A 14,553-nucleotide genomic window follows, 5' to 3' on the forward strand; every position below is an offset into this window, starting at 1 on the left:
TAATCACCATAAATCATTTAATTACCGTAAATTATTTATATAATCTCAATGTCCAATTTACTTCTGCCTTCGGTAAGACCTCGCAAGCTGATATGGTAGTCAATCTTTAGCGTACCTTTTCCAATATCACCTTGTAGTTGATTCTCAACATCATTAGTCAAAACTTCCATTTCGACAGCACCAAACGGCGTATCGTAATAGCCTTCAAATCGCTTCCCTTTTTCAAATTTAATTACAGTATCCAAAGGAATTGAATCTCCATATCGCCGCATTTTAACGGTGTCCCCTTTGATTTTCAATGAAGTGGTGCACCCTTCCATTCCTGAAACTTCGCTTTCTTTATATACCAAATATATGGAATCTCCCTTTTCGTAGAACTTCCCCTCTGTTATAAATTCTAATACGTTTTCTTCCTGTTCACTGGTAATTTGCTTACCGATGATTTTTAGCATAATGTCTTTCATAGCCTAATGTAATTATCCTTTCAATCAATGTGGGATAGGGTACTCCTACCGCTTCCCATAAAAGTGGAAACATACTGTATTTTGTAAATCCTGGGATGGTGTTGATTTCATTGAGATAAATTTCACCTGTATTCTTACTGATAAAAAAGTCCACTCTTGCGAAACCACAGCAGTCCGTCGCTTTATAGGCTTTTTTTGCAATCTCCTGAATCGTTTCTGTTTGTTCTAATGTAAGATTTGCCGGGATACAAAGTTTTGATTTTCCCCCGTCAAAATATTTTGCCCGATAATCATAAAATTCCGATGATGGAATAATCTCTCCCACAGCAGCCACCTCAGCGTCATAATTTCCAATAACCGCCGTTTCAATCTCTCGACAATCAATGAATTCTTCTACAATGATACGTTGATCATATATCGCTGCATTGCAAAGAGCTTCCTTTAATTCTTTTTTATTTTTTGCTTTTCCTATCCCTACACTGGAACCCATATTGGCAGGTTTTACAAACATAGGAAATCCCAGATTATCGGAAAGTTCCTGCAGAATTCGAGATTTTTCTCTCTCAAGCTCTTCACTTCGAACGACACGATAGCGAACCTGAGGCAATCGTTCCTGTGCAAAAATAGCTTTTGCCAATCCCTTATCCATACAAGTCGCAGAGCTGGCTACACCACAACCACCATAAGGAAGATTCATCATTTCAAACAACCCTTGCACAGTCCCGTCTTCTCCATAAGGACCATGTAATATCGGCAAAGCAAAATCAATCTGTTCTTTTAGTGAATGGCCTCCTGTGCCCAAAACGGTAATTTCATAATTCTGAGGGTCACGCTCTAACGCTTCTTCTGCAATGTTCTGCCAGCTTCCATCTTCAATATGACAAAATGGGCCATCATATTTTAACCATCTCCCTTGTTTCGTAATTCCTATCATTACAATTTTATATTTCGTCTTATCAATTGCATTGATTACAGATGCTGCGGACATTAAAGAAATTTCATGTTCACCAGATCTTCCGCCAAATAAAACGCCTATTGTTGTCATTTTTTATATCCTCCAAAGCCTTTCCTGCAATTACCTCTTTTTCGAGTACATTATATCGTATCAAGGTGGAACTGCATTCATGCCTTTTTCTTTTTTTAACTTTCAATTTTTTTCATTTATTTTTCATCTAATTCTGCAATTAAGCGTTTTAAATGGGGTTGATCAAACTGATATTTTTTTGTACAAAATTGACATACAAGCTCCGCTTGTCCGTCCTCTTCCAAAATGGTCTGCAAATCTTTTTTCCCAATACTCATCAACACTTGCTCCAAGCGCTCTTCACAACAATCGCATTCCCATCCAATTTCTCTGAATCCCAGTGTTTCTACTTTAAATTCTTCCGGCATCTCGGAAAAAATGGTCTGCAAGAGCTCCTCTAAAATTGCGTCCTCTGTTTTCCCAGCTGCTTTGTTTGTCATTTCTTCAATTAAAGTACTGATCGGCGTCATCTTATCCAACATCGCTTCAAGCGCATCCACTGCTTCCGGATTGCCTTGCGGCAGCATTTGAATGATCATACCTCCCGCAGCCGTTACCGAATAATCTCGGCCAATTTTCACACCCAAAGCAACAGACGACGACTGCTGCTCCGACACAAAAAAGTATGCAGTCAAATCTTCTGCAATTTCTCCCGAAACCAAATCAATTCTTCCAACATAAGGTTCTTTTAAGCCTAAATCCTTAATAACAGTAACCGCCCCAATACCAAGTGCTCCCCCAACATCCAGTTTCCCATTTTCTTTTAATGGCAAATCGACGAATGGATTGGAAATGTAACCTTTAATCTTACCATCTCCCTTAGCGGTAGCTAAGATTTCTTTAGCGGGACCATCTCCTTTAAATTGAACGGTAACCTTATCCTTTTCATTTTTCATCATCAGTGCCATCATTCCTGTTCCGGTAAGCACTCTTCCTAAAGCTGCCGTAGCAAGCGGCGTTGCCTGATGTATCTTTCTTGCCTCCTCTACCATAGATGTGGTAATGGATAAATAGACTCGAAAAGACCCACTTTTGTCTATTGCAATTAATGCTTTGCTCATACATTCTCTCCTATTTTTAATCTTTGTTTTTTATAATATTAATTTAACCTAATAGTCTGTAGTTATAATCAACTAACAATATTAATCTGATTGATTATTGTTCAATTTATTACTTTTATTACTATAAATTCTCTGTTCGTTAACAATTTGTATGTACCAATTTTGAAACTTCTGCTTTTAACGCTTCCATTCTGCCATCAACGTCAGATTCATTACTCCCCTGTACAAAGAAATAAATCTTCAGCTTTGGCTCGGTTCCCGAAGGGCGAACAATAAAACGGCTTTCATCCTGAAGGTTAAATTGCAGGACATTGGCTTTTGGAAGCCCGGTTTCATCCTTCGCATAGTCGATCATCGCAGAAACCGGACTGCCTGCGATACTCGCAGGCGGATTGTTTCGCAATCCGTCCAAAAGCCTCTGCATCTCCTGCATGCAATACACACCTTCAAATGCAAAATCCAAGAGATCATTTTTATAATACCCAAACTGGTGATATAATTCCTCCAAACGGCGAAACAATGTTTTTCCTTGCTTCTTATAGTAAGCGATCATTTCACAAAGAAGCATCGAACCATTTACAGCATCCTTATCTCTGACATAACTTCCTGCTAAATATCCATAGCTTTCTTCATAGCCAAAGATAAAACGATCTTCTTCACCCTTATCTTCTAAAAATCCAATTTGCTCCCCAATGAATTTAAAGCCCGTCAATACTTGAATCAATTCCAGCCCATAATGCTTTGCAAGAATTTCAATCATTTTACTTGAGACAATGGTTTTAATCGTTATCGGTTTTTTAGGCATCGGTCGTGGAACTCCTTGCTTTTTTGAACCACTTCGCATCTGACATAGATAGTCCAACAGCAAAATTCCTATTTCATTTCCACTTAATAATCGGAATGTGTCTTCCCCAAGAACACCTTTCACACGTACTGCAATTGCAACACGGTCACTATCCGGGTCGGTTGCTAACAGTAAGTCCGGTTTTTTCATTATTCCCCGGGTAATCGCACCCGGCCCCACAGCCATCGCCGTTGCTTCCTTGCAGCGCTTCTCACACAAGGCTAGTCCAAGCTTTAAGGCTTCGATCTTCTCCGGATTTGGATATGGACACGTCGGAAATCTGCCATCCGGCTTTTCCTGCTCAGGAACGACTTCAAGCTCACGAACTCCAATTTCCTTTAAAATACGACGTACCGGTTTATTCCCGGCGCCATTTAATGGTGTATAAATCACCGATAAATCAGAACAATCCACCCCAGTACGTTCTTTCTTAACCGTTTCAATATATTCCGTAATAACATCTTCTGAAATATATTTAATCCTTCCGGTTTTGGCCGTTTCCTTCCTTTCTTGAAATGGACCAGTCAAACAACGAACCCCATGGAAAAGATCAATCTCATTGATGAGAGAAATCAAAACTTCCGTCTCCTCTAAATTTAATTGACAGCCTTTATGGTTATAGGCTTTATATCCATTATACATTGCCGGATTATGACTTGCCGTTATCATAATTCCTGCACTGCATCCAAAATGTCGTACAGCAAAAGAAAGTGCCGGTGTTGGCATCAGCTCTTTAAACAGATAAACGTCGATGTTGTTTGCCGATAGCACCTGCGCTGATTTTTCTGCAAATTCTCTTGAATAAATCCGACTGTCATAGGAGATGGCTGCCTTCGGTCTTACTCCTATGGGTGTTTTTCGATTGATATAATCCGCTAACCCTTGCGTTACCTTGGTAACAGTATATTCATTGATTCGATTGGTTCCGGCTCCTAAAATTCCCCGTAATCCACCTGTGCCAAATTCAAGTTCTTTATAAAAACGCTCATAGACTTCCTCCAAAGCTGCTTTGCAGTTTGTCTTTATATTTATTTTTCTATCTAGAGAAATCAACTCCTCACGAAGCTGCGGATCTAAAGCAGGATATTCCAACCATAGCTTCATTTTTTGAATGACTTCGGTATACTTCTCCATTTGCCTTTTCCTTTCTCGCTCTATCTATTTATCTTTTTGTTTCACTTGCTTTATAAAATACTTGATACTTTTTATTCCTATCAAAACCCTAATAAATCCATTACAAAAATGGTTTATATTATAGTTTACCATACTCTAAGAAATATGAAAACCTTCCTATCATCAATTCCGTATGCTGTCACAGAAACTTCACGGATTCATTGATAAAAAGAAAAGAGTGTTTTATAATGGGTTCAATAAACAAAGATGGGAGTGCTCGGCATGATTGATATTGCAAGCTTAAAACTGAATCATTTGGATTATTTATTGGTGGTCAACCGAAATTATTCTATTGTATACGGTTCTCGTTATGATATGAGAGTGCATGATTCTCTAACCTTAGATAATAGAGATTATATGAACCGCAATCTCTTTGAAGTTTATCCTTCCATACACAGAGAAACCAGTTCTTTTGTAAAATGCATGACGACCGGTGAAATTGTTGTAAAGAAAAATCAGCAATTCTATAATGACAAAGGTCATCTTTTCTGCACAAATAATATCACCTTTCCCCTCATTCTAAAAGGACAAATCATAGGTGCTGTAGAGCTTTCCCAAGATGTCACAACCATAGACAATCTAAGTCATAAAATGAAGCTGAATCAAAATAAAAAATTTGATGAGTTGGCAAATTCAATCAAAAGAGATGCAAATGGATTTAGTTTTAAGGGTATTTTAACAAAAAATGAAACGATGAAAAAGAACATTGAGCGTGCTAAAGTATTGGCTCAACTGCCCAGACCAACACTCATTTACGGAGAAACTGGAACTGGGAAAGAATTGTTCGCACAAGCGATGATCAGCAGCAGCGGTATTTCGAAAAAAAAGGTTGTCATTCAAAACTGCGCCTCTGTCCCAGAAAACTTAATTGAATCCATATTATTTGGTACAGCAAAAGGGGCTTATACAGGCGCTGAGAATCATAAAGGTTTATTTGAAGAAGCGGACGGTGGTATCTTTTTTTTAGACGAACTCAATTCTTTGCCTTATCATGTGCAAGGTAAACTTCTGCGTGTTTTGGAAGAAGGTACCTTCCGTCCTGTCGGTGCAAATACAGAGAAAAAGGTATCAGTAAAAATTATTGCCGCAATCAATGTAGATCCTCTTGATGCCATTGAACGGCACGAACTGAGAAGAGATTTGTTCTATCGATTGAGCAGCGGTATGATTTATCTTCCTCCGTTAAGAGAACGTAAGGATGACATTCTTTTTTACACGAAGCATTATATTCAGGAATGCAATGAAATTTATGATAAAAATATAAGCGGAATCACGGATGACTTAAAGAATATTTTCTTAAACTACCGTTGGGACGGAAACGTACGCGAATTAAAACATATTGTAGAATCCATGATCAGCATATCTGAACATACAATTTTAGATGTAAAGGATCTGCCTGCTTATATGCATGACCGAATTATTCAAAAGGACGAACCGAATCTATCGCGAAACCAGGCTATTCAAAAAAAAGGAATTCCAAATCTAACTAAAATCGATAAAGAATACTTTGATTTAAAAAAGAATTTGGAACGTACCGAAAAGCAATTGGTAATAAAAGCGTTACAGATATCAGAGGGGAATAAAACCAAAGCCGCAGAATTGTTGGGAATACCACGTCAAACACTAAAATATAAAATTGATAAATTAAATATTTTATAAAATAGTAAAAAAGTAGCTTTTTATCGATATTTCTTTTATCGCATGTGACAAATTTTCGTCGCAAAATTATTCAATCGACAGAAAACCGTCTTTATTCATTATGAAGAGACAGTTTTCTGTCATTTTTATTCTTTTCTTATTATCTTTAAATGAATTGTAATATATATTATATTAAAACGAAAGAAATAAAACGTTTAAATTTCAACGTTTTATTGTTATGTTTTTGTTTATTATCAACATTGGCATAATATTTGCCCTATAGGGTGGTGTAATTAATCTTTATATTAGCAGGAAAAAAGAGAGGAGTAAATTATGGATAATTACGGAATTTTATCGCTAGCTCCAGCAATGGTTGCATTGGTGCTTGCCTTTGTAACAAGAAATGCACTCATATCAATTTTATGTGGTGTTCTAGTTGGAGTAACCATTACAGGACAAAATCTCCTGTTTGGGTTCACGGGCATTCTGCAAAACGCTTTGGGCAATGCTGATTTTATTTGGGTAATCAGCATTGAAGTGTTTATTGGTATTATGGTTGCATTATTCCAAAAATCAGGTGCCATTGATGCCTTTGCCGAAATGATTGCCAGAAAAAACATTAAAGCAAGAGGTGCACAGGTTATTTCCTGGCTTCTTGGTATTTTTATCTTTTTCAGTGATTACTTCAGCCCACTTTATGTTGGTACCGTTATGCGTGGAATCACGGATAAGGCACGCGTATCCAGAGAAAAGCTGGCATACATTTGTGACTCTACCTCTGCCCCGGTTATCACCTTGCTTCCATTTGCTGCATGGGGTGTTTATCTGGCAGGCTTAATGGTAGGGATCGGACCAATTGCCAATGCAAGCATGGCTACGGATGTTGTTATGCACATGGTTCCATTTAACTTCTATGGATTATTTTCAGTTGTTATGGTAGGACTAATTGCTACAGGCACCCTTCCTGATTTCGGTCCAATGAAAAAAGCAGAAGAAAGAGCGCGATTGGAAGGCAAGGTTATTTCCGATACGGCAAGACCTTTAATCTCTGATGAGTTAGAAAAAATCAGACCAAAAGAAGGCACGAAGCCAAGTCTTGCTTTAAACTTCTTTGCTCCGGCAATTATCATCATTGCAATGACCCTATTTACATGGCTCGTTATGGGCGGCGCAAAGGTATTAGAATCCCTTGTTATCGCGGTAACCTATCAATTTATTGTTATGTATTTTCAAAAGATGGGAACGATGCAGGAATTAGTAGATACTGCAATTGAAGGTGTAAAGAGTGTTATGAGTGCAATGCTTATTTTAGCAATGGCTTATTGCATCAATGTAATCAGTAAAGAAGTAGGCACTGCAAATTATGTAATCAGCGTTACAGAAAACTGGATTACACCAACCGTATTATTAGCCATGACCTTTTTACTGTGCGCATTTATTGCTTTCTTTACCGGAACCTCTTGGGGAACCTATGCCATTATGACACCAATTTGCATGCCTTTGGCATTCAGCATGACTGGTGGAGAAATCAACACAATTATTTATGCGACCGCAGCAGCAATCATGGGAGGAGGATGTTTCGGAGATCACTGTTCTCCACTGTCAGATACCACGATTTTATCTTCACTGGCTGCCGGTGCCGACCATGTTGATCACGTAAAAACACAACTTCCTTATGCAGTTACAGCAGCAACATTATCTGTAGCTGGATTCCTGGTTGTTGGATTTGTTCTAAGCTAATTTTAAAAAATAAAAAAGAAAACAAAAGAAAAATAAACAAAATGCAATAATATGGAGGCTTAAAATGATTATTGGTGTTTTAAAAGAAGTAAAACAAAATGAATTCCGTGTTGCAGCAACTCCAAACGCTGTAAAAGAATTAACACATAGAGGACATGAAGTATATGTAGAAAATAACGCTGGAATCGGAAGTGGTTTTTCCAACGAGCAATATGAACAGGCAGGAGCTGTCATTGCAGATTGCGATACCGTTTATGAGAAATCAGACTTGTTTTATAAAGTTAAAGAAATTTTTCCGCAAGAATACAAATACATGAAAAAAGATAAAATTGTTTTTACATACATTCATTCCAATGCACATTTAGAAATGACAAATGCACTGCTGGAAAGTGGAGTAACTTCCATTGCGTATGAAGATGTCATTGATAAAAATGGTAAATTTCCGCTCTTAAAGCCTATGAGTGAACTTGCAGGCAAAGGTGGTTTTCTTGCAGGCTTACATTTCAGTCAGGCAGTGAATGGTGGAAAAGGTATTTTATTTAATAATGTTTGCGGTGTGCAAACACCTGTTGTAACGATTATCGGTGCTGGAAATTCCGGACTTGGTGCTGCAGAGCTTGCTGCTTCCTTTGGCAATCAAGTTTATATTCTTGATGTAAGCTTAGAAGCTTTAGAAGAAGCAAAAGCAAAGCTTCCATCTAATGTAACCTGTCTCTTCTCAAATCGTGTAAATTTAGAGAATTGTCTAAAGAAAACCGATATGTTAATCAATTGTATTTTATGGAATAAAACTAGAAAAGATCACCTAGTAAACCGTGATGATCTGAAGCTTATGAAAAAAGGCTCGATGATTATTGACGTAGCTTGCGATGACCATGGTGCAATTGAAACCTGCCACTCAACGACTCACAACAATCCAATTTATTATGAAGAAGACATCATCCATTATGCAGTCGACAACATTCCGTCCGCATTTGCCCAGACAGCGTCAACGACGTTATGCAATGCAACCTTACCGTATTTAATGGAGATTGCTAACAAAGGCTTAAAAAAAGCTCTAAAAGAAAATCCAGGGTTACGTAGAGGTCTTACAACTTATGAAGGAAAGTTAACCCTTGAGGAGACTGCGAAAAAATATAACATTAAATTTGTATCTCCGGATGCGATCATCGCAAACTTCTAATTTTATTGAACTGAACGAACATACTAATTTTATTTCAACTCCGCTAACCAAAGAAACCTCTAAATCTAGACTTTCAACTAGATTTAGAGGTTTCTTCTTACTTTTTATAATCTGCTTAAATATTCTTTTAATCCCTTTCTAACTGTGCCTCGAACACCGACTACAGTTTCTGCATGATAAAGTGAACTGATAATTGCTTCTTCTGTAGCCTCAGTAGCAGCTTTAAAAACAGGATCCAAATGTTCATCATACATCATCTTAGTGGATAGAATATCATCCTCACTATAATGTGCAACTCGATTCGAGGTAGAAAAAGCAACAGCAATATCTCCGCTTCCATTCCCATAGAACGAGCCGGTTCTTGCCAGTCCCGCTCCCGCACGTTTTGCCACGCGCTTTAACTGACGTTCATTTAATGGTAAATCCGTTGCAATTAGCATGATGATCGAACCCTTATCACCTTCTTCGATTTCCAATGTTTTCTTTGACAAAAGTGACTCTTTCTCAGCGTTATCTTTATCCTGAATCTGACGAATACGTTCACCAATGGGATTACCTGCTAAAATTAAATCCCCTCGTTCTCCAAAATTGGATAAAACAAGTGCACCAATCGTATAAGATTTCTCTTCTACTTCAAGTACTCTGGAAGCAGAGCCGATTCCGCCCTTTACGCCAAGACAGCACATCCCTCTTCCGGCACCGACTGCTCCCTCTTCAAAAACTTCCGAAGCAGTTTTTAAAGCTTTCTGCACATGTTCTTCCTTGACATGAAGTCCGCGTATGTCGTTAAGCTTTCCGTCATTACACTCCATAACCAAAGAATTAACCGTACCCGTCGTCACTCCAATGTCTTCATTTTTTTCCAGCATATATTTTACCAAAGCAGTGACTGCCGTACCAACACTTAACGTATTCGTCAGCACAATCGGTGTTTCAATGGTTCCCAATTCTTCCAACTGTACTAAGCCTGCACTTTTTCCAAAACCATTTATAACACAACAACCAGCCATTACTTTATCTTGAAACAGATTACCCTCATGAGGTAAAATTGCAGTCACTCCGGTCTGTATATCTCCTTGATCCAAAGTCACATGTCCAACCTTTACCCCTGGCACATCGGTAATTAAATTTTTTGTTCCTTTTTTCATCTTACCAATGACAATTCCAGTATCTGTATTTAAACCCATTCTCGCTTCCTCACTTTTCTAAACATAATAATAGGTTTAGTATAGTATACTCACTAATTTGACGCAACTAATTACTAATTTTCTATTTCTCATCTACTTCTCAAATAAAATCATTAAATCTTAAGAAATTGACAAGTTTTTATTAAAGTACATTTTTGACTTTTGGGGTAAAATAGCAACGAACAAAATTATGGAGGCTATTTATGTTTGACTATATACAACACGCTATGAGTTATCTAATACCAGGATTTATTGCAACAATTTTATTTTTGATTATTTATGAAATACAATTACGAAAAAATAAAATTCATCGAAGTAAAATGGACAAAATTTTATTTTTAATCCTCGGTTGCTATCTAACATGCCTTTTCTCTTTAACCATATCACCTGTATATGGTTTTTCTCTAACAGAAATTGGATTAAATATTAATTTAACTCCATTTAAAGTGAAATATACCATTGTTGGAAATCCTCTGCAATTCTGGGGGAATATTTTTATGTTTATACCTTTTGGAACTCTTATAGTTCTTTTATCAAAAAAATGTCACAACCTATTTATTACACTCTTTTTGGGTGCACAATTATCAATATTTATTGAATTGGTACAGCTATTCGAAATACGAGGTACCGATATTGATGATGTTATCTTAAATGTTCTTGGAACCTTTTTAGGGTTTATTTTAGGAAAATTTATTTTACTCTATGCACCGTCCTTTCGAAAAAAAATAGGAGGGATTAAACAAATCCGGCCCAGTCACTTAAAAAATGAGATCGGCAGCATTTACACGCTAACTTTCATCGTTATCATCGCTGTTTTCTATATTGGATTTGCAAAGATCGATCCAGAAACTCCATTTGCACACAGCAACGTTACACAAGAAACATTAATACCTACAATACCGTCCTATAGTGAAGAACCAATCCAAGCAGAAATTCAGGCAAAAAATGCGATTCTTTGGAATATCGGTACAAATACCATCTTATTTGACAAACAAAGTGATGAAAAAATTGCCCCGGCGAGCACGACAAAAATGCTTACCGCTCTTACTGCTCTGGATTATAGTGATATGGATGATGAAGTATTGGTTGGTGAAGAAATACACTATATGACGCAAGATGCTTCCAGAGCTTGGTTATTAACTGGCGATCGATTAACAATGAGACAATTGCTTGTTGCTTTACTTTTACCCTCTGGAAATGATGCCGCTTATTCCGTTGCGGTTTATACAGGTAGAAAAATTTGTGATGATGATTCCATTTCAGTTGATGAAGCCATCTCCGTCTTTATGGAATCTATGAATAAAAAAGCTGCCCAAATCGGGGCAGCTGATTCAAACTTTATCAGACCGGATGGCTATGATGCACCGGATCAATTTACCACAGCGCATGATTTGGCCTGCATCGCGAAAGAATTTTGTCAATCAAAAGAACTTCTTGACATTGCAAGCAGTCATTCTATTTCAAATGTTTGGACTAACGGCAAGGACGTGACCTACTATAATACCAACGAGCTAATCAATCCGGAAAGTCCATATTTCAATGCAGATGTGATCGGATTAAAAACGGGAACCAGTGTAGACGCAGGTTACTGCCTAGTCTCTGCTGCAAACATAAATCATGAGTTATATGTCTGTGTCGTAATGAACAGTACACAGGATGGTCGATGGATCGATAGTCTTGACTTATTGCAGGCAGTCCGCTGATGTGGTTCACCATATACGCAACCGTACAACCGCTTCCTTAAGCTGCTGCATTGCACTTTTTAAAACGTTTCGTGAGCAAGCAACATTCATTCGCATAAAGCCGTCGAGACTGCGGCAAAAGTCATTTCCATTATTTAATCCGATTTTTGCCTCTTCAATCATAAAACGCCATAAGGCTTGACGATCTAATCCTAATCCTCTACAGTCTATCCAAAGCAAATAAGTGGATTCTGGAAGGTTTACCTTAATTTCCGGAATTTCAGTACGGCAAAATTCTCTTACAAACAACATGTTTTCCTGCAAGTACGCAATGAGCTGCTTTAGCCATTCATCACCATATCGACAAGCCGCTTCAACTGCAACTAAACTAAAGCAATTGTTTCTGTGAATATCCAAAGCTCCCCAAAAGGAATCAAAACGATGCTTCCACTCTTTGTTGGGAAAAACAACAGAAGCTGCCTGCAGTCCTGCTAAATTAAAGGTTTTCGTCGAAGAAATGCAGCTGATTGTTCTGCTAGCTACCTCTTTTGAAATCGTTGCAGTTGGAATGTGTTCATTTCCCCACAGCAAAAAGTCAGAATGGATTTCATCTGACACAATTGGTACATCAAAGCGAATGCATAAATCGGTCATAGCTTTTAGTTCTTTCTTTTTCCATACTCGCCCTACTGGATTGTGTGGACTGCAGAACAAAAATAGCTTTGGTCTCATTTTTAACTTTTCTTCCAAATCTGCAAAATCCATCGTATAATAACCACCTTGTTCGAAAAGTTGATTTTCTAAAACCTTACGACCATCCCAAGCCTCAATGACATCATAAAATTCAGGATACACTGGTGTCTGTATGAGTACGTAATCTCCTGGCTCAGTAAATTCACGTACAAGCTCTGATAACGCCGGAACAATCCCTGGTGCAAAACTCATCTGTTTGGGATCAATATCCCAATTATGATGCCTCTTCTGCCATTCGCAAATAGATTCGTAATAAGAAGTCGGCCGGGAAGTATATCCATAAATCCCCTGATCCGCTCGCTTTTTTATCGCATCTATAATTGGTTGTGCCGTTTCAAAATCCATATCGGCAATCCAAAGCGGGATGAGATCATCCCGCTCGAATTTTTTGAAACGCTCATCGTATTTTGCCGCATTACTATTACTACGGTCAATTATTTTGTCAAAATCATATTGCATATGTTTTCTCTCCTCAAACTTTTAATTACTCTATTATTATGTTTTTGGATTACAATATAGCCCTTTTACGTTAAGCGACTTCTTCATTTTCTGTTAACTTTTTCTTCATCCAATCTTTTCCTTCTACAAGTCTCGTTACCATCATCGAAGAGACAGCATCTCCAGATGCATTTACCATGGTAGCTGGTGGATCAACTAAGAAGCCAATTGTTGCAATGATAGGGAATGCTTCTGGCGGGAATCCATATAGATTTACAATCAACATTTCTCCGATCAAACCACCACCGGGTACACCAGACATAACCACTCCACCAAGAACGGATATGATGATTGCTGTTGCAAACGTACCTATTCCAGTAAAATCTTGTCCGAACACACCAAATAAGAAAGAAATCTTTAAAATAGAGGACAAACATGTGCCATCCATATGCATGGTTGCACCAATTGGTAATATAATTTCACGAATATCCTTTGGCACGCCCATTTTTTGTGCAGCTCCTAAGTTAACTGGCAGTGTCGCGATAGAACTTCCAGTTGCAAAAGCAGTAACCGCTGGAGGCATTATGTTTTTAAAGCAAGCTTTCGTTCCTTCTTTGCCACCTGCAAAATAAGAATAAGCAGCAAAAGCAACAATAAAGTAAATTAAGCAAACTGGATAATAGATCAGCATTGCTTTCATGTAAGCACCTAAAAGCTGTGGTCCAAATTCTCCAATTAAGGCTGCAAAATAAGCACCCAGTCCAATTGGAGCGTAAAGCATTATGATTCCAATTAACTTCATTAAAACCTTTGACAATGCTTCCAACCCTTTAGCAACCTTATTATCTTCACCACCCGTTGTACTAACACAATATCCAAACAAAATGGAGAAAATGATAAGTGGTAACATATTAGATTTCGATAAGAGACCTACAAAATCTGGTACAGTAATTGCCTTTACAATCTGTTCACCCAGATTAATCTACTCTAACTCTCCTGCTGCTTCCAGTGCAATATTTGCTCCGGCAGCCGGTGGGAAAATACTTACAACAGTAATAATAATAACAGATGCAATAATACCGGTAACACAAAATACTAAAAGCATATTTCCTAAAATTTTTCCTAAACGCTTCATGTTAAGCATGCTACCAACAGCGCTACTTATTGTAACAAAAACTAAAGGTACAACGGCGGTAAACATTAGATTAATAAATACCTGACCAAAAGGCTTCAGCACAATCGCCTTTTCTCCCATAATAAGACCGATAATGCTTCCAATGATAATACCTGCAAGTAATATGATTGGAAATCTATAATTTTTCCAAAAACTTTGCTTTTCTAAGGTTGTCATAACAAGCCCTCCTTC

Annotated in this window: 10 protein-coding genes and 1 pseudogene; 4 read left to right on the forward strand and 7 right to left on the reverse strand. The window is 37.7% G+C overall.

Annotated features, from left to right (window positions below; translation table 11 throughout):
* Positions 1-35: 35 nt before the first annotated feature.
* From I2490_RS12285 to I2490_RS12300, 4 genes are all read right to left on the reverse strand, one after another.
* Entirely contained in the window at positions 36-464 is a 429-nt protein-coding gene (locus tag I2490_RS12285) for a DUF1934 domain-containing protein (protein WP_206460051.1), read from the reverse strand.
* A complete protein-coding gene (locus I2490_RS12290) occupies positions 433-1,509 on the reverse strand; it encodes a D-alanine--D-alanine ligase family protein (protein ID WP_206460052.1) in 1,077 nt (358 codons plus the stop codon). The genes I2490_RS12285 and I2490_RS12290 overlap by 32 nt, the downstream gene beginning before the upstream one ends.
* 116 nt (positions 1,510-1,625) lie before the next feature.
* Positions 1,626-2,549, reverse strand: coding sequence for an Hsp33 family molecular chaperone HslO (hslO, locus tag I2490_RS12295; RefSeq protein ID WP_206460053.1), 924 nt, complete (start codon positions 2,547-2,549; stop codon positions 1,626-1,628).
* 139 nt (positions 2,550-2,688) lie between these two features.
* The gene (locus tag I2490_RS12300) at positions 2,689-4,527 is read right to left on the reverse strand and encodes a phospho-sugar mutase (RefSeq protein ID WP_206460054.1); all 1,839 of its coding nucleotides are present in this window, start codon (positions 4,525-4,527) and stop codon (positions 2,689-2,691) included.
* A gap of 261 nt (positions 4,528-4,788) precedes the next feature.
* Here I2490_RS12300 and I2490_RS12305 point away from each other — a divergent pair, with 261 nt between their 5' ends.
* From I2490_RS12305 to I2490_RS12315, 3 genes are all read left to right on the forward strand, one after another.
* Entirely contained in the window at positions 4,789-6,225 is a 1,437-nt protein-coding gene (locus I2490_RS12305) for a sigma-54 interaction domain-containing protein (protein WP_206460055.1), read from the forward strand.
* A 312-nt stretch (positions 6,226-6,537) separates the two neighbouring features.
* Complete coding sequence (locus tag I2490_RS12310; protein ID WP_206460056.1) at positions 6,538-7,944, forward strand: Na+/H+ antiporter NhaC family protein; 1,407 nt, start codon at positions 6,538-6,540, stop codon at positions 7,942-7,944.
* Between the two features lie 64 nt (positions 7,945-8,008).
* A complete protein-coding gene (locus tag I2490_RS12315; RefSeq protein ID WP_206460057.1) occupies positions 8,009-9,127 on the forward strand; it encodes an alanine dehydrogenase in 1,119 nt (372 codons plus the stop codon).
* A gap of 104 nt (positions 9,128-9,231) precedes the next feature.
* Here the strand turns inward: I2490_RS12315 and I2490_RS12320 are convergent, their stop codons facing one another.
* Positions 9,232-10,314 carry a DmpA family aminopeptidase gene (locus tag I2490_RS12320; protein ID WP_206460058.1) on the reverse strand — a complete coding sequence of 361 codons (1,083 nt, stop codon included), beginning with the start codon at positions 10,312-10,314 and terminating at the stop codon, positions 9,232-9,234.
* Between the two features lie 203 nt (positions 10,315-10,517).
* On the opposite strand from I2490_RS12320, the gene I2490_RS12325 reads away from it, so the two are divergent.
* Positions 10,518-12,017, forward strand: coding sequence for a VanZ family protein (locus I2490_RS12325; protein WP_206460059.1), 1,500 nt, complete (start codon positions 10,518-10,520; stop codon positions 12,015-12,017).
* A 6-nt stretch (positions 12,018-12,023) separates the two neighbouring features.
* Here I2490_RS12325 and I2490_RS12330 read toward each other — a convergent pair whose 3' ends face one another.
* Together I2490_RS12330 and I2490_RS12335 are read right to left on the reverse strand one after the other, a co-directional pair.
* Complete coding sequence (locus I2490_RS12330; RefSeq protein WP_206460060.1) at positions 12,024-13,208, reverse strand: MalY/PatB family protein; 1,185 nt, start codon at positions 13,206-13,208, stop codon at positions 12,024-12,026.
* Positions 13,209-13,278: 70 nt separating this feature from the next.
* A pseudogene (locus I2490_RS12335) lies at positions 13,279-14,538 on the reverse strand (dicarboxylate/amino acid:cation symporter).
* Between the last annotated feature and the right edge of the window lie 15 nt (positions 14,539-14,553).

The sequence above is a fragment of the Anaerovorax sp. IOR16 genome, assembly GCF_017168145.1.
Lineage (GTDB): Bacteria > Bacillota > Clostridia > Peptostreptococcales > Anaerovoracaceae > IOR16.

Bases quoted from the DNA above. Each gene is read 5' to 3' on its own strand.
- I2490_RS12285 (WP_206460051.1), bottom strand. From the start codon at position 464: ATGAAAGACATTATGCTAAAAATCATCGGTAAGCAAATTACCAGTGAA.
- I2490_RS12290 (WP_206460052.1), bottom strand. From the start codon at position 1,509: ATGACAACAATAGGCGTTTTATTTGGCGGAAGATCTGGTGAACATGAA.
- hslO (WP_206460053.1), bottom strand. From the start codon at position 2,549: ATGAGCAAAGCATTAATTGCAATAGACAAAAGTGGGTCTTTTCGAGTC.
- I2490_RS12300 (WP_206460054.1), bottom strand. From the start codon at position 4,527: ATGGAGAAGTATACCGAAGTCATTCAAAAAATGAAGCTATGGTTGGAA.
- I2490_RS12305 (WP_206460055.1), top strand. From the start codon at position 4,789: ATGATTGATATTGCAAGCTTAAAACTGAATCATTTGGATTATTTATTG.
- I2490_RS12310 (WP_206460056.1), top strand. From the start codon at position 6,538: ATGGATAATTACGGAATTTTATCGCTAGCTCCAGCAATGGTTGCATTG.
- I2490_RS12315 (WP_206460057.1), top strand. From the start codon at position 8,009: ATGATTATTGGTGTTTTAAAAGAAGTAAAACAAAATGAATTCCGTGTT.
- I2490_RS12320 (WP_206460058.1), bottom strand. From the start codon at position 10,314: ATGGGTTTAAATACAGATACTGGAATTGTCATTGGTAAGATGAAAAAA.
- I2490_RS12325 (WP_206460059.1), top strand. From the start codon at position 10,518: ATGTTTGACTATATACAACACGCTATGAGTTATCTAATACCAGGATTT.
- I2490_RS12330 (WP_206460060.1), bottom strand. From the start codon at position 13,208: ATGCAATATGATTTTGACAAAATAATTGACCGTAGTAATAGTAATGCG.